Consider the following 14923-nt stretch of genomic DNA (forward strand, 5'->3'; position numbering starts at 1 on the left):
CAGGTTAATTCTTTTGTCGTCGTGTTTGGCTTTGCTCGGTTGTGCGGCGACGAGCCCGGCTGTTCGATTTGAAAAGCTAAGAGCCGTTGATTCGCGGCCCGTTGCTTTTAATGACATCGGCAATGAATCAAGCCAAGTGAATGCGAAAATCGGGCTAAAAGTACCCGGATTGCGAGGTTCCGCTTCAGGCATTTTGCGCCACGCCAAAGAAGGCCAGTATTTGATAGAGTTGTACGGTCGGAATGAACTTTTCTTGAAAGTCTATTTTACGCGCCAGCAAACAATTCTCTGGCCCGCCGTTGGAGCCCCGTCATTTTTCGCGCCTGACAGCACACCTACGCTTCGTGAATGTGTACACAGTCTCCTGCCTGATTGGAGGTTGGACGACGTTTTGCCGATTCCGCTTGTGCCCGACGACAACCAACTCAATGTTGAATGGCGGGCAAATTCGAAAGAACAACCGAGCGAGAGATTGTCTCGTACTGATCAAGAAACTATTTACAAGACATTCAAGTCTGCGTCGGGAAATGCGGCCTTTCCGTATTTCAAAGTCGTCTTGCAAGGAGAAAAGGGCGACTCACGTCTGACCTGGACATTGAAACCAATTAGCCGGCCAAAAAAGTAGCCAGCCCAACGAACATGAATTCGCCGAATATTAGCGTGGTCATCGCGCTTTGGGACGAAGTCGAATCGCTTCGCGATCTTCATCATCAATTAGACGACTCCCTGAAAAAATTAGGTCGGAGCTATGAATTGCTCTTTATTGATGACGGAAGCCGCGACGGATCGCTTGAGTTGTTGAAAGAACTTGCAAGTGGAGATCCGAACATTCGCATCGTTTCACTTCGAAGGAACCACGGCAAATCCGCGGCTCTGGCTGTGGGATTTCACGAGGCCGCGGGCGAGTATGTCATTACAATGGACGCGGACCTTCAAGACAATCCCGCAGAAATCGAAGCGTTGCTGAACAAACTCGACGAGGGGTTTGACCTCGTTTCAGGCTGGAAGAAGGTTCGCCATGATCCGCTGGAGAAGAAAATTCCCTCGAAGTTCTTCAACATGGTGACAAGTAAAGTCTCGGGTATCAAACTGCATGACTTTAATTGCGGACTGAAGGCATATCGCAGAAACGTCGTAAAGGACTTGTTTGTTTACGGCGAATTGCATCGTTTTCTCCCCGTACTTGCTCACAAGATGGGCTACCGCTGCACCGAAATCCCGGTAGTACATCGAGCGCGCCAATTCGGACACTCGAAGTTCGGGATGCGGAGATATTTGAACGGTTTCTTGGATTTATTGACGGTTGTGTTTCTATCCGGATTCAATCGAGCGCCGTTGCATTTCTTCGGGACTATGGGCCTGCTGAGCGGCTTCGTCGGATTCGGGATTAACCTCTACCTCTCAATTTTGTGGATAATGGGAAATCCCATCGGCAATAGACCATTGCTGTTCTTGGGTATTTTGCTGATGGTTATCGGCGTGCAGTTTTTTTCGTTTGGATTGATCGGCGAAATGTTGACTCATGCAAATGAACGTCAGCGAACGTATCCGATAAAATATGACAGCAAGAATCCTTTTGCCAGCGAGATAAGCGCTTAATCGTGCGACGAGGTGACTTCACGTGACGACCGGCCATGCGGGGACGTTCAAAGGCGTCCTCTTTCTTATCGCTGTCGTGCTTGTTGTTTCGGTACTGGTTTATTCTCAGTACCTCGTCAATGAACTCAGAGACAGCACCCGGCAGTCCCTGACGCAGAAAATCGCGACGTATTCCGCGTTGATCCGCAGCGACAATCCGGAGCTTATCGGTTTTGCACTCGAGCAGATCCAAGACGTAGAATTTCCCATCATCGTTACCGATGATCTGGGAAATGCAAAGTTATGGAAGAACCTTTCTTTTCTGCCAACCGACACGACTTCGGAGACGCGGCAGGAAGTTGCAGAGCTCGCCAAAGAAATGGATGATCAGGGAAACCCTCCTTTGCCAATTTCGGTGGCGGAAGGCACGACGGATTGGTTTCACTACAGTGATTCGGTTGTCATTCAGCAGTTAAAGTGGCTGCCTTGGATCGAAATTCTCGCGGCAGCGCTGTTTGTTTTAGTCGGTTATTTCGGTTTCCAGAATATAAGGCGGGGCGAAGAACGTATGGTATGGGTCGGATTGGCCAAAGAAACCGCCCACCAACTCGGCACACCTTTAACCTCGCTCATGGGGTGGATCGAGCTTCTGCGCGCGGAAGACATCAGTCCGCACACAATCGGGGAAATGCAGCGTGATCTCGCCCGACTAAACCGTGTCACCTCGAGATTTTCTCAGATCGGAAGCAAGACCATCTTGATTCCGACGAGAATTCGGCACGTCATTGATGAAACGATCGACTACTTCAGAATGCGTCTGCCGCGCAGTGCCAATCCCATAGAGCTGGATGCCAATAGTGAGGGCGACCCCGTCGTTGGGATTAACGTCGAGCTTTTCGGCTGGGTGTTAGAAAATCTCATTCGCAACAGTATTGACGCGATGCGTTCAAGCGGCGGCTTCATTCGCATTAACTGTGTGGAAACTCCGGAAACCGTGATTATTGACGTTGAAGACAACGGTGCCGGTATTCCGTCTCGAAATCGAAGGCAAGTATTCCGGCCGGGGTTTACGACCAAGAAGCGTGGTTGGGGTCTCGGACTTTCGTTGGCGAAACGAATCATAGATGAGTATCACGGCGGCAAGCTGAGCGTCAAAGAATCGATTCCCGGAAAAGGAACAACGATGCGAATTGTGCTTCCCAAGAGTACTGGAGCCGTTTCGTGAAAAGCCGAAGTTGGCGAATGTTTACCAGCTTGGGGATTTTGCTTGTCATCCTCGTCGTGTTGGCTGCGCTTGAGTTGTGGTCGCGTTTCTTTTTGGAAGGTGCAGCCATCGAAGGTGCGCGGCGCGAAGTGGTAGTAAAGATTCCGCAAGGCGCATCGCTTGACGACATTTCGCGGATTCTTTATCGCGAAGGGTTGATCGAGCACCCACGGCTGTTCGGTTTTGCCGCGCGTTTTCTTGGAATGGACACGAAACTGCAATCTGGAACAATCAGGCTTGCACTTGGCCAGTCTCTTGTCGAGCTGATTCAAGCGCTTTCCACTGCGAAAGCCGTCGGATTGCCAGTAACAATTCGTGAAGGATTGACGTCTTACCAAGTCGCATCCGTGCTTCAAAGTGAGTTTGGAATGGACTCGACGGCCTTTGTGCTTGCAGTGCATGATGAAGCACTTTTGCGGAAACTTGATGTTCATTCACCGTCATTCGAAGGATATTTGTTTCCCGACACATACTTCTTTACGGGAAACGAATCTTCTGATCAAATGATTGAGCGGATGGTTGCGAATTTCCGTGTGCACTTGCCTTCAGACGTTGACGAGAAGCTTCAAAAACTTGGGATGAGCCTGAATGAAGCCATCACCATGGCAAGCATCGTAGAATGGGAGTGCATGGTTCCCAGCGAAGCACGCGTCATCTCGTCTGTCTACCACAATCGATTGAAAAAAGGAATGCTCTTGCAAGCAGATCCGACGGTTGCATACGCCCTCGGGAAGGGGCCTTCCCGTCTTTACTACAGTGATTTGCGTGTGGACAGTCCATACAATACTTACAAATATCCGGGACTTCCTCCCGGAGCCATAAACAACCCCGGTAAAAGAGCAATAGACGCAGCGCTAAATCCTGCGCAAACTCCTTACCTGTTTTTTGTTGCTCAAGGAAATGGTACTCACGCTTTCAACAGCAATTTTGAAGACCACTTGCAGTCAAAAGAAATACTTGACGAGTTGCGTCGCGCACCGGTGATGGAAGCAGAGGCAGGCGACCAAGGGTGATGTCGCTATTCGAAAAAGACGTACACTCCGAGTTCCTTAAGTCGCTAAACGATAATCAACGCGAAGCGGTAACTGCGGAGCTTGGACCTGCCCTCGTGCTGGCGGGTGCCGGTTCCGGCAAAACGCGTGTGCTCACGGGGCGCGCCGTTCATCTTATCCGCCAGTTGCGCGTGCCGCCTGCATCCATTGCAGTGATGACTTTCACAAACAAGGCTGCACGCGAGCTGAAGGAGCGCTTGAGCACCTATCTGGAAGGCTCGATTGACTTGCCTTGGGCCGGTACGTTTCACAGCTTTTGTGTCAGGATTCTTCGTCAGTATGGACAACGGGCCGGCCTGTCTCGTGATTTTACAATCTACGATGAGGATGACAGTGTCCGTGTCGTAAATGAACTGTTGCGTGAAAAACAAATCGTTCGCGAAGGCATTACGCCGCGTCAAGTGCGGTCTGCAATTTCACGGATAAAGAACGGCAGTAGAACAGATCACCGTTCACCGGTTACGATGGTTGCCGACGACATATATGAGCAATATCGTTCCCGGCTTTCTGATGCCAACGCCTACGATTTTGACGATCTTCTGCTGACGCCGCTCGAGTTGATGAAGAAGAATGAAGAGTTTCTTGAGCTTCTTCAGCACAAGTTTGATCATCTTTTGATCGACGAATTTCAAGACACGAATCAAGTGCAATTTGATCTCGCGTGCATGATTGCCAGCCCGCAAGACAATCTCTTTGCGGTGGGTGACGACGATCAGTCCATTTACAGTTGGCGCGGCGCGAACTACAGAAACGTTCTCGACTTTGGCAAGAAGCTGAAAGGCGCGCGCATCTTCAGGCTTGAGCAAAATTACAGATCGACCCAACCCATTCTTGACGCCGCGAACGATGTAATTGCCGCAAGTGAAAACCGTCATGAAAAGACCCTTTGGACTAATCGCAAGAGCGGCGATAAAGTAACACTTCGGTCGTACAGTCGTCCCGCCGATGAGGCGAATGAGATTATTGGTGAAATCGAATTCATACGGCAGAAGCGCGGATTGGGCCTTAAAGACTTCGCGGTTTTGTTTAGAACAAATGCCATAAGCCGCTATTTCGAAGAAGTGTTGGTTCAGCACCGTATTCCGTATACGGTTGTCGGCGGATTGAAGTTCTACGAAAGAAAAGAAATAAAAGACTTCATCGCCTACCTGCGAGTGATCGCGAACCCCACAGATGAACAGGCGTGGGCACGTGTGTTTCGCGAAATCGCCGCGGGAGTCGGATCTACCACAATCGAGAGAATCATGTCTGCCGCGCGTACGCATCCTTTACATTGCGCGGCCGTGATGGACGCAAACTGGCTGGAGGGAGTCGTTTCCGGAGCGCCTCGTGCGAAAGTCATGGAGTTTGTGGCGAAAATTGCCCTGCTGCGGGAAGCGGTACCTAACATGACGCTTTCGGAAATCGTTGACCGCGCCCTGAAAGACTGTGGACTTGAAAACTATTATGAAAATCAGGATGACGACGAAGCTCGCGACAGACTGGACAACTTGCGGCAATTTCAAACGGGGGCGTGGGAACGCGCGCAGCAGTTCCCGGAGCTAAGCCTGGCGGAATTTCTCTCCGAACTCGCGTTAGTATCGGATCTTGACGACCTTGAAGAAGAGGCCGACCGTCTGCCGTTGATGACGATACACTCGGCAAAGGGTTTGGAGTTCCCGGTTGTTTTCGTTGCGGGACTGGAAGAAAATCTGCTCCCGCATTCCCGCAGCCAAGAGTCGACTGAAGCGCTTGATGAGGAGCGCAGACTGCTTTACGTAGCAATGACTCGGGCGAAGGACAGACTTTATTTGTCATATGCGGAAGCGCGGCCGATGAATGGTCGATTGGATTTCCAGACTCCCTCGCGTTTTCTTTCCGATATTGAGCCATCCAAATTGCGCGGCACGGGCTTGCCGGCGAAATCGACGACGCGCTACGTGATGGATGATGAATATGCGAACTACGAAAGACTGGAGAAACCGCGCACCTCGGCACCTGTACTGCGCAAGCCGGGCTTGGCTCGCTCTGCGCATTCTTCAAATGGCGTAGAGTTTCGCATAGGAGATGTTGTTGAACATGCCGAATTCGGAGTCGGCACGGTGACTGCGAAATCCGGAGATTTGGATTCGCTGAAAGTCCGTGTCGCGTTCACGGGATTCGGCTCGAAGTTATTGGCAGTGAAGTATGCAAACCTGAAGAAGCTATCGTGATTACAGAACAATTGGACATCATCAGACTTGCACTTGAAGAAGATCTTGCCAGCGGAGTGGACGTCACGACCGACTGGCTTGTGGATCCCGAATTGATCGGAGAAGCGTGGATAGAAGCCCGCGAGGATGCAGTTATTTCCGGAATCGACATTGTTTCGGAGGTCTTCAAGGCTGTGGATTCCGAAATCGTCGTTACTCCATTGTGTGACGACGGCGCACGCGTTCGTCCGCTGAACAGAGTGATTTCTGTTTACGGGAAAGCTCGTTCCATCTTGAAAGCTGAGCGCACCGCGTTGAACTTTTTAACCCACTTGTCGGGCGTTGCCACGAAGACTGCCGAATTGGTGGATGCAACGCGAGCATTTGGAACCAAGATTTGGTGCACCCGTAAAACTACGCCGGGGCTCCGAAAACTCGAAGTTGCAGCCGTACGGGCGGGTGGGGGAGATACGTTTCGCGATAGTCTGTTTGAGAAGATCTTGATCAAGGACAATCATCTTGGCGTGATCGGTGGGATGGAATCCCTTGCCAAACGGTTTGAAGAGGATCCTGATGCCCAATTGAATATGCGTGAAGGCAAAATTGAAGTGGCGAGTTTGTACGAACTCGATCTCGCGGTAAGAATGGGATGGAAGCAAATATTGCTTGACAATTTCACTCCTGAGCAAGTACGCGAAGCCGTCGAACGCTGCGCAACGGTTGCTTCGCTCGAAGCCTCCGGCGGGATAACTCACGAGAATATTCGGGATTTTGCAGCGACCGGCGTCGAAGCGATTTCAATAGGTCAACTGACTCACTCCGTGCGATCGGTGGACTTCGCACTGGAAGTGGACTGGTCGGTCAGCTAAGCAAGACGTGGCGGAGTTTCGCACCGACCCGCTGAGGGGTCATACCGTATTGATTAACGGACAACGTGGTAACCGCCCGTCCGAGTTCACGTTGCACATTGAAACTCCTGACGAAAAAAACTGTCCGTTCTGCAGAGGACACGAAGAGAGCACTCCCCCCTCTATTGAACAAGATCAACTTCCCGACTGGAATTGGCGGATCTTTGCCAACCGTTTCCCCGCAGTACTTGCCAAGCCCAAACCGCTCGTCGACAACGAGTTCACACAGGCTGCAATCGGCAAACACGAAGTCGTTGTCGAGTCCGCGGACCATTTTGCGCAAGCCGCCAACTATACTACTGATGAGTGGGTTGGATTGTTTAGTCTCTGGCAGCGCAGATTACGTGAGCACTACAACAGTTCCACAACCAAGTACGTTCATATTTTCAGGAATCAAGGCTATCGCGGCGGCGCCACGCTCGTGCATCCGCATCAACAGATTGTCGCTCTGCCGCTTGTTCCGGAGATGATTGCGCGACGATTGGAGATTGCCGCGAGCGAAGTGTGCGAACACTGCAAATGGATCGAGCGCGAAAGCAGGGAAGGAGCGCGAGTTTTGCGTGAGGACGACAAGCTCATCAGCCTGATGGCTTTTGCGCCGCGATTTCCATATGAATGGCAGATTCTGAACAAGGACCATTCCCGGTTTGAAGATGCGAGCGAATTGGAACTCGAGAATCTTGCCCTGCATTTGACCAAGGGACTCAAAGCCCTCGGCGCAGCTTGCGGAAATCCTGATTTCAACCTGATCCTGTTTGGCCCGCCGCCGGGCCGGCCGAGGGGCTATTGGGCTGTCGACATCCTGCCCAGAATCAGCACACAGGCCGGGTTTGAGTGGGGAACAGGTGTTCACATTGTGTCAACGCCTCCCGAGGAGGCTGCAAAAAAATTGCAACAATTTCTATAGCACTCTTAGAAGTGTTTCACAATCAATCATTTAGAGATTTCGGGTTTGCAGGACTTCCCTCAAGTCCCGCTTGACATTTTGAGCCTCATCTACTAAATTTCAAGACTTTGCACGTAAAGGATAGCCATAAATGACAACGTTCTTAGCCCGAAACGAAACGACCGAGCGTGGTTGGGTCGTGGTAGACGCCACCGACCAGATTCTCGGCCGTTTAAGCACGCGCATCGCGTCGATGTTGCGCGGCAAAACCAAAGCGACCTTCACGCCGCATGTCGACACCGGCGATTTTGTCGTCGTGATTAACGCGGACAAGGTAAAAGTTACCGGCAAGAAGTGGGAAGACAAAATCTACTTCAGCCATTCGCGTTATCCGGGATCGGGGTCTTACACTCCGATGCGCAAAGTCGCGGAGAAACATCCTGAACGGATTATTTATGAATCCGTCAAAGGAATGCTTCCGCGCACGCGTCTCGGTCGTAAGCAACTCGGCAAATTGAAAGTCTATGCCGGACCGACACATCCGCATGAAGCGCAGCAGCCCTCTTCGATCTAATTCTCAAAACAGATAGACCATGAAAGATTCTCGTATTTACGCGACCGGTCGCCGCAAGACGGCCATAGCCAGAGTTTGGCTCGCTCCCGGCAGCGGCAAAGTTTCCGTGAACGGCAAAGATGTGCTTGGCTATTTCAAGCGCGACGTTCTCCGCATGTTGATTGAACGTCCTTTGACCGTAACCGAAACTCTCGACAAAGTTGATATCAAAGCGACGGTCAAGGGTGGCGGCAAATCGGGCCAAGCTGGCGCGTTCCGGCTGGGTATTTCGCGCGCGTTAACGGTGTTGGACGAAGCTCATCGTCCTGTCCTGCGCGCAAACGACTTGCTGACACGTGATCCGCGTGAAAAGGAAAGAAAGAAATACGGAAAGCCGGGCGCCCGCAAGAGCTTCCAGTTCTCCAAGCGATAAGTTTACTACGGCGATTCGTCGCCGAATTCACCGTCTGGTCTGATCAAACCGTGGGTGTTCCGTTCAATCGGAATTGCGGAAAGAGCTGAGGGCCGGACTGCGACAAACCCCATCACAGGAGTATTCATGTCTCGTGTAACTCTGCAGCAGCTTCTGCTTGCAGGTGCTCATTTTGGGCACCTTACCCGCCGCTGGCATCCCAAGATGGCCCCGTATATCCTGATGGATAAGAACGGGATTCACTTGGTGGACCTACGCCAAACACAGTCCTTACTTGAGCGGGCCTGCGCCGCCGTTTCAGAAATAACCGCGAACGGACAGCAAGTTCTCTTGGTTGGCACGAAAGGCCAAGCCAGAGAAGCGATTTCGTCCGAAGGCAAGCGCGCTCAAACGCCGTATGTCGTAGAGCGCTGGCTTGGTGGTATGCTTACGAATTTCGCGACGATCCGCCAGGGCGTGAAGACGCTCGAATCACTCGAGCGTCAGATGACCGACGGAACGTTTGAGAAGATCAACAAGAAAGAGCGCTTGACCAAGCAGCGTCAGCATGAAAAGTTGATGCACACGCTGGGTGGTATCCGCGAAATGCGTCATTTGCCCGGCGCGGTCTTTGTCGTTGACATCTTGCGCGAAAAGATTGCGGTGGCCGAGGCTCGCCGCTTGGGAATTCCCGTGATCGCTATTTGCGATACGAATGTGGATCCCACGGATATTGATTTTCCGATTCCCGCCAACGACGACGCCTTTAAGAGCATCGCGCTGATTACGCGTGCGATTGCCGAATCCGTCATCGAAGGCATGGCCCGCTACCGCGCGAATGCGGACATGCGTCAGGCGCAGGCCGATTTGGAAGCCCGCGACATGGAGGCAACCGGCGAAGCTAAGATTCGCGAGCGCGAACGGGGCCGCGGCGGCGACCATGGCGGAGACCAACGCCGCAGGCGCGTACGCCGCCCGCAGCGTGAGGATGGCAAGCCGGAAGGCCAAGAAGTCAAGAGCGAAAATTCATAACGGAGATATAAAGTGTCTGACGTCACGATAAATGCATCCGATGTAGCGATGCTGCGCCGCGAAACCGGCGCGGGAATGATGGATTGCAAGAAGGCTCTTGCGGAAGCCGGCGGCGACCGCGACAAGGCCATGGAGATTTTGCGCAAAAAGGGACAGGCCGCCGCCGAAAAGCGTGCCGAGCGTTCAGCAGAGGAAGGCGTTGTTTCGATTGTGTCTTCTCCCGACGGCAAGAGCGCCGCGCTGGTCGAAGTGCGTTGCGAAACGGACTTCGTCGGTCGGAACGAAGAATTTCAACAGTTTGCCAATGACCTTGCCAATCTTGTCTTGAACTGGAAAGATGCCAGCGGCAAGTCTGTGGAAGACCTGAAGGCTCAAAACCTCAATGGGTCGGACGTAGGCACAACTTTGACAACCTTGATTGGCAAGATCGGCGAGAAACTTGAGATCGGTCGGTTCGGTAAGCTCGAAGCTGCCGATGGCTATGTCGGCCACTATGTTCACTCCGACAACAAGCTGGGTGTGTTGGTCGCAATGAGCGGCGCCGACGCCGCGAAGAGCGAAGTCCACACGTTGGGCCGTGACTTGGCGATGCAGGTTGCCGCGTCGACGCCCGAGTTTGTATTGCGCGACGAAGTACCCGCCGACAAGATTGCTGCCGAAACCGAACTTGAAAAAGACCGTGCTCGCGCTGAAGGCAAACCGGAACCCGCCGTCGCCAAGATTGCGGAAGGCCGCGTCAACAAGTGGCTCGCAGGCATCGTGCTGATGGAACAGCCCTTCATTAAGGAGCCGAAGCAAACGATTAAGGATGTCGTTGCGGCGACGGAGAAAGTCGTTGGCAAACCGATTTCCGTCAAGTCTTTCCTGCGTGTCCGCGTAGGCGCCTGATGCGATATAAGCGCATTCTGCTGAAACTTTCCGGCGAAGCTCTTTCTGGTGAAGGCGCCTACGGAATTGATCTTGCAACAATGAATGCGATGGCCGAGGAAGTTGCGGAAGCGTGCAGGCTTGGTGTCGAAGTAGGCATCGTCATCGGCGGCGGAAATATCTTTCGCGGGCTGAAAGGTGCCGCGTCGGGTATGGATCGAGTCTCGGCGGACCAAATGGGAATGCTGGCGACGGTCATTAATAGCCTTGCCGTGCAGGATGCGCTTGAAAAACTCGGTCTCGACACACGAGTACAATCGGCAATTCCGCTGCAAACAGTTGCCGAGCCCTTTATTCGCCGTCGCGCAATGCGTCACCTCGAAAAGGGCAGGGTTGTTATTTTTGCAGCAGGCACGGGCAGTCCGTTCTTTACGACAGACACCGCTGCAGCTCTGCGTGCCAAGGAGATTCGTGCTGATGTGCTCTTGAAGGGCACTAAGGTCGACGGAATCTACACGGCCGACCCGGTGCTTGACGCAACGGCAACGAAATACGACCACATTACCTATCTTGAGTTTGTTGAACGTCAGTTGCGGGCCATTGACTCGACGGCTGTAACGTTTTGCATGGAAAACGGGATTCCCATTCAAGTATTCAACTTTAAGGTTCGCGGAAACCTTCTGCGGTTACTCCAAGGAGAGCCGATTGGAACGCTCATCGCGAATCCTGTCGCAGCATGATTAAGGAAATACTTGCAGATTGTGATCTGCGTATGAAACGCTCGGTGGAGGTTCTCCGTCAAGAGTTGACGAGAATCCGCACGGGCAAGGCATCTGTGGGTTTGGTTGAGCCAATCAAAGCGGATGCTTACGGCTCTGAAATGCCTTTATCGCAAATGGCGAATATTTCGACTCCCGATGCGCGGACGATATTGATTCAGCCTTGGGACAAGAGTACGCTCGGTGCCATCGAAAAGGCAATTCAGAAATCCGACCTCGGGCTTAATCCGAACAATGACGGCCAGCAGATAAGGCTTGCTCTTCCGCCGTTGACGGAGGATCGCCGCAAAGAGTTGGTTAAGGTCGTCAAGAAGTACGTTGAAGATGCCAAGACGGCTATCCGAAATGTGCGACGTGATGCCAACGAGCATATTAAGAAGCTCGAAAAGAATCATGAGTTGTCCGAAGACAAATCGCACGACGCTCAAGGCGAAGTACAGAAGTTGACGGACAAGCACATCAAGGAGATGGATCATCTTCTTGAGCTGAAGGAAAAGGAAGTCATGGAGATCTGAGCTTGGCTCAGACCCTTTATGCCTGCTCTAAAATTCTTTGACATACTTGCGCAAGCTAAGGGCAAGCGCGTCGCCGTTGTTGGCGACTACATGCTCGACCGTCACCTTGTCGGTTCGGTCCGGCGCATAAGTCCCGAAGCTCCGGTCCCTGTAGTTGAAATTGAGGATGAGCGCAGTAGTTTGGGCGGCGCGGGAAATGTCGTCGCCAATCTTGCTTCATTGGGAATTCAACCCGTGGCATTCGGTGTTTCCGGCAAGGACAAAGCCAGCGAGTTGATGCGCGAGCACCTTTCCGGGTTCGGATGCGATTGCGGTGGATTGTTGGAGCTTGCGGATCGCAAAACAACTGAAAAGATCCGTGTCATCGCACACGACCAGCACATTGTCAGAGTAGACCGCGAGACGACCGCGCTGCTTGAAACGCAAAATACAAAGAGTTTGCTGGGCTCGTTTGAGAGTTTTCTGTCGAGCCTTGACGGCGTAATTCTTCAGGATTACAACAAAGGTGTTCTTACGTCGGCTGTGATCGAAGGCGCTCTGAAGATGGCGGGCAGACGCGGCCTGCCGGTGTACGTTGACCCGAAGTTTGACAACTTTTTGCTCTATCAAAATGTCCACCTCTTCAAGCCCAATCTGCGCGAAACAGAACGCGCGTTAGGTTTGAAGATTGAAGACGACGAGTCGCTGTCTGTGGCTCTGGAACGGCTGCAAAAAGAGCTTTCGCCGGATGTCCTCATGGTCACGCGCGGCGAAAGAGGTATGACGATTTGCACTCGTGAAAAGACGACTTCAATACCGACGAATGCGCGCGACGTCGCGGATGTGTCAGGCGCTGGCGACACCGTGATTTCGACGTTCGTTGCGTGCGAACTGGGAGGGGCGGATGTCGTTCAGGCCGCGACATTGGCGAATATTGCGGCGGGAATAGTGTGTGAACAGGTCGGCGTTGTGCCGATAGATTCAAACCGGCTGGCGTCGGCATACGATCGATTCGAATGATTTTAGGGCGACTAGCTCAGTTGGTTAGAGCGCTGGTCTCACATACCAGAGGTCACAGGTTCAAATCCTGTGTCGCCCACCATGAATGAAACGGAAGGCGCAGTGAAGGGACTCATCAGTCGCCGCGAAGCGGCGTCTCGTTGCTATTTGGAAAGACTGCGCGATGGCGAAGTCGTTTTCACCAACGGCGTGTTCGATCTGATTCATCGCGGACACGTGGAGTATCTTGAAGAAGCGAAAAGTCTTGGCGACTTCTTGATAGTCGGATTGAACTCAGACGACTCGACCAAAAGGCTGAAAGGCCCCGACCGTCCGCTGAATTCCGCCGAAGACCGCGCGGCCGTGCTGCTTGGTTTGAAATCAGTTGACGCCGTAGTTATCTTCGAAGAAGATACTCCCGAAGAACTCATCCGCGAAATTAAGCCGACCATTCTCGTGAAGGGCGGCGACTACAAGATTTCGGAAATCGCGGGCGCCGAGTTCATGCAGTCTATTGGGGGCAAGGTGCAGACGATTCCGTTTCGAGATGGCTATTCCACGACGTCGATGATCAAGCGAGCCGCGAAGTAATATTGAATCGTGTTTGACGATCTAACTACAAAATTAGATAAGGTATTTCGTAATCTCCGCGGAGTCGGCAAGATTACGGAATCGAACATCCGCGACGGCCTGACGGACGTGCGCCGCGCGCTGCTCGAAGCCGACGTTAATTTGCAGGTTGCGCGTGACTTCTTGGCTCGCGTCGAAGAGAAAGCACTTGGACAAGAGGTCCTAAAGTCGCTTCAGCCCGCGCAGCTCTTTGTCAAGATTGTGCACGACGAGCTGGTCACACTGCTTGGTGAAAAAGAAGCCCGTCTAAACACCGGCAAGAAACCTCCGACGGTCGTAATGGTGGTCGGACTGCAAGGTTCCGGTAAGACGACCTTTTGCGCTAAGCTTGCCCGCCATTTCAAAACCAAGGGCCGTCGTCCGCTTTTGATTGCCGCCGATCTTCAGCGTCCTGCCGCGCAGGATCAGTTGCAGGTTTTGGGTGAGTCCATAGGCGTGAACGTGTTTCGCGGCGAAAGCAAGAATCCCGTTGAAGTCTGCGAAGCTGGACTGCGGCAGGCACGTAAGATTAGCCTTGATCCGGTGATTCTCGATACCGCCGGCCGCTTGCATGTTGACGACGATCTGATGACGGAACTCGATCGCGTGCGAAAGGCCACGGATCCCGCGGAGATTTTGTTCGTTGCGGACGGCATGACCGGTCAGGATGCCGTGAATTCCGCTAAAGCATTCTACGACAGATTGAATTTTTCAGGCGCAGTGCTGACCAAAATGGACGGCGACACGCGCGGTGGTGCAGCACTTTCGATTCGCGCGATTACGAATGCGCCGATCAAATTTCTATCCGTCGGCGAAAAGCTCGACCAACTTGAGCCTTTTCATCCCGACCGTGTCGCTGGACGAATTCTCGGCCGCGGCGATATCGTTACGCTCGTCGAACGCGCGCAAGCTACTTTTGACGAAGACAAAGCCGCCGAACTCGAAGCAAAACTTCGAAAAGCGGAGTTTACACTTAGTGATTTCCTCGAGCAGCTCCGGCAACTCAAGAAGATGGGTTCGATGACAGAGCTTCTGGGAATGATCCCCGGTATGAGTCAGCGCATGAAAAATGTCCAAGTGGATGAACGTGCACTGAAACATACTGAGGCCCTGATTTTGTCTATGACGCCGTTTGAACGAGACCGGCCGCAAGTATTGAATGCCAGCCGCCGAAAGCGTATCGCGGCAGGTGCAGGTCTGAGCGTACAACATGTGAACCGCATGATTCAGCAGTACGACCAAATGGTTCAGATGATGAAAAAGCTGCGCAAAGCGGGGCCCGGTCAAGTGAAGCGCGTCTTCGGACGTTAAAAAGAGAT

The 14923-nt window shown here is 52.6% G+C and carries 16 protein-coding genes and 1 tRNA gene; all 17 read left to right on the plus strand.

Features of this window, described 5'->3' with window-relative positions; genetic code table 11:
* The first annotated feature begins 13 nt into the window (after positions 1-13).
* Complete coding sequence (locus H6507_03715; protein MCB9368199.1) at positions 14-625, plus strand: hypothetical protein; 612 nt, start codon at positions 14-16, stop codon at positions 623-625.
* A 14-nt stretch (positions 626-639) separates the two neighbouring features.
* Positions 640-1599, plus strand: a complete 960-nt coding sequence (locus H6507_03720) for a glycosyltransferase family 2 protein (GenBank protein ID MCB9368200.1) — start codon at positions 640-642, stop codon at positions 1597-1599.
* 22 nt (positions 1600-1621) lie between these two features.
* Positions 1622-2803: a HAMP domain-containing histidine kinase gene (locus H6507_03725; protein MCB9368201.1), complete on the plus strand. Its 1182-nt coding sequence runs from the start codon at positions 1622-1624 to the stop codon at positions 2801-2803.
* Positions 2800-3855, plus strand: a complete 1056-nt coding sequence (gene mltG / locus H6507_03730; protein MCB9368202.1) for an endolytic transglycosylase MltG — start codon at positions 2800-2802, stop codon at positions 3853-3855. The genes H6507_03725 and mltG overlap by 4 nt, the downstream gene beginning before the upstream one ends.
* Complete coding sequence (locus tag H6507_03735; GenBank protein ID MCB9368203.1) at positions 3855-6086, plus strand: UvrD-helicase domain-containing protein; 2232 nt, start codon at positions 3855-3857, stop codon at positions 6084-6086. The genes mltG and H6507_03735 overlap by 1 nt, the downstream gene beginning before the upstream one ends.
* Positions 6083-6934, plus strand: coding sequence for a carboxylating nicotinate-nucleotide diphosphorylase (nadC, locus tag H6507_03740; GenBank protein ID MCB9368204.1), 852 nt, complete (start codon positions 6083-6085; stop codon positions 6932-6934). Before H6507_03735 ends, nadC begins: the two co-directional genes overlap by 4 nt.
* Positions 6935-6941: 7 nt before the next feature.
* Complete coding sequence (locus H6507_03745; protein ID MCB9368205.1) at positions 6942-7880, plus strand: DUF4921 family protein; 939 nt, start codon at positions 6942-6944, stop codon at positions 7878-7880.
* A 130-nt stretch (positions 7881-8010) separates the two neighbouring features.
* Positions 8011-8433 carry a 50S ribosomal protein L13 gene (gene rplM, locus H6507_03750; GenBank protein ID MCB9368206.1) on the plus strand — a complete coding sequence of 141 codons (423 nt, stop codon included), beginning with the start codon at positions 8011-8013 and terminating at the stop codon, positions 8431-8433.
* Positions 8434-8452: 19 nt separating this feature from the next.
* The gene (rpsI, locus tag H6507_03755; GenBank protein ID MCB9368207.1) at positions 8453-8845 is read left to right on the plus strand and encodes a 30S ribosomal protein S9; all 393 of its coding nucleotides are present in this window, start codon (positions 8453-8455) and stop codon (positions 8843-8845) included.
* Positions 8846-8971: 126 nt separating this feature from the next.
* On the plus strand, positions 8972-9856 hold the full coding sequence (gene rpsB / locus H6507_03760; GenBank protein MCB9368208.1) for a 30S ribosomal protein S2: 885 nt from the start codon (positions 8972-8974) through the stop codon (positions 9854-9856).
* A 12-nt stretch (positions 9857-9868) separates the two neighbouring features.
* Positions 9869-10744: an elongation factor Ts gene (locus H6507_03765; GenBank protein ID MCB9368209.1), complete on the plus strand. Its 876-nt coding sequence runs from the start codon at positions 9869-9871 to the stop codon at positions 10742-10744.
* Complete coding sequence (locus H6507_03770) at positions 10744-11463, plus strand: UMP kinase (GenBank protein ID MCB9368210.1); 720 nt, start codon at positions 10744-10746, stop codon at positions 11461-11463. The genes H6507_03765 and H6507_03770 overlap by 1 nt, the downstream gene beginning before the upstream one ends.
* Complete coding sequence (gene frr, locus H6507_03775) at positions 11460-12017, plus strand: ribosome recycling factor (protein MCB9368211.1); 558 nt, start codon at positions 11460-11462, stop codon at positions 12015-12017. Before H6507_03770 ends, frr begins: the two co-directional genes overlap by 4 nt.
* Positions 12018-12035: 18 nt before the next feature.
* Positions 12036-13016, plus strand: coding sequence for a bifunctional hydroxymethylpyrimidine kinase/phosphomethylpyrimidine kinase (locus H6507_03780; GenBank protein MCB9368212.1), 981 nt, complete (start codon positions 12036-12038; stop codon positions 13014-13016).
* 5 nt (positions 13017-13021) lie between these two features.
* Positions 13022-13098 (plus strand) — tRNA-Val (locus H6507_03785).
* A gap of 20 nt (positions 13099-13118) precedes the next feature.
* A complete protein-coding gene (rfaE2, locus tag H6507_03790) occupies positions 13119-13586 on the plus strand; it encodes a D-glycero-beta-D-manno-heptose 1-phosphate adenylyltransferase (protein MCB9368213.1) in 468 nt (155 codons plus the stop codon).
* Positions 13587-13595: 9 nt separating this feature from the next.
* Complete coding sequence (ffh, locus tag H6507_03795) at positions 13596-14915, plus strand: signal recognition particle protein (GenBank protein MCB9368214.1); 1320 nt, start codon at positions 13596-13598, stop codon at positions 14913-14915.
* Positions 14916-14923: the final 8 nt, after the last annotated feature.

Source organism: Calditrichota bacterium, from assembly GCA_020637445.1.
Classification (GTDB): Bacteria; Electryoneota; RPQS01; order RPQS01; family RPQS01; genus JABWCQ01.

Coding starts and splice junctions, on each gene's coding strand:
- frr (MCB9368211.1), top strand. CDS start 11,460: ATGATTAAGGAAATACTTGCAGATTGTGATCTGCGTATGAAACGCTCG.
- H6507_03780 (MCB9368212.1), top strand. CDS start 12,036: ATGCCTGCTCTAAAATTCTTTGACATACTTGCGCAAGCTAAGGGCAAG.
- H6507_03735 (MCB9368203.1), top strand. CDS start 3,855: ATGTCGCTATTCGAAAAAGACGTACACTCCGAGTTCCTTAAGTCGCTA.
- rpsB (MCB9368208.1), top strand. CDS start 8,972: ATGTCTCGTGTAACTCTGCAGCAGCTTCTGCTTGCAGGTGCTCATTTT.
- rplM (MCB9368206.1), top strand. CDS start 8,011: ATGACAACGTTCTTAGCCCGAAACGAAACGACCGAGCGTGGTTGGGTC.
- rpsI (MCB9368207.1), top strand. CDS start 8,453: ATGAAAGATTCTCGTATTTACGCGACCGGTCGCCGCAAGACGGCCATA.
- H6507_03720 (MCB9368200.1), top strand. CDS start 640: ATGAATTCGCCGAATATTAGCGTGGTCATCGCGCTTTGGGACGAAGTC.
- H6507_03770 (MCB9368210.1), top strand. CDS start 10,744: ATGCGATATAAGCGCATTCTGCTGAAACTTTCCGGCGAAGCTCTTTCT.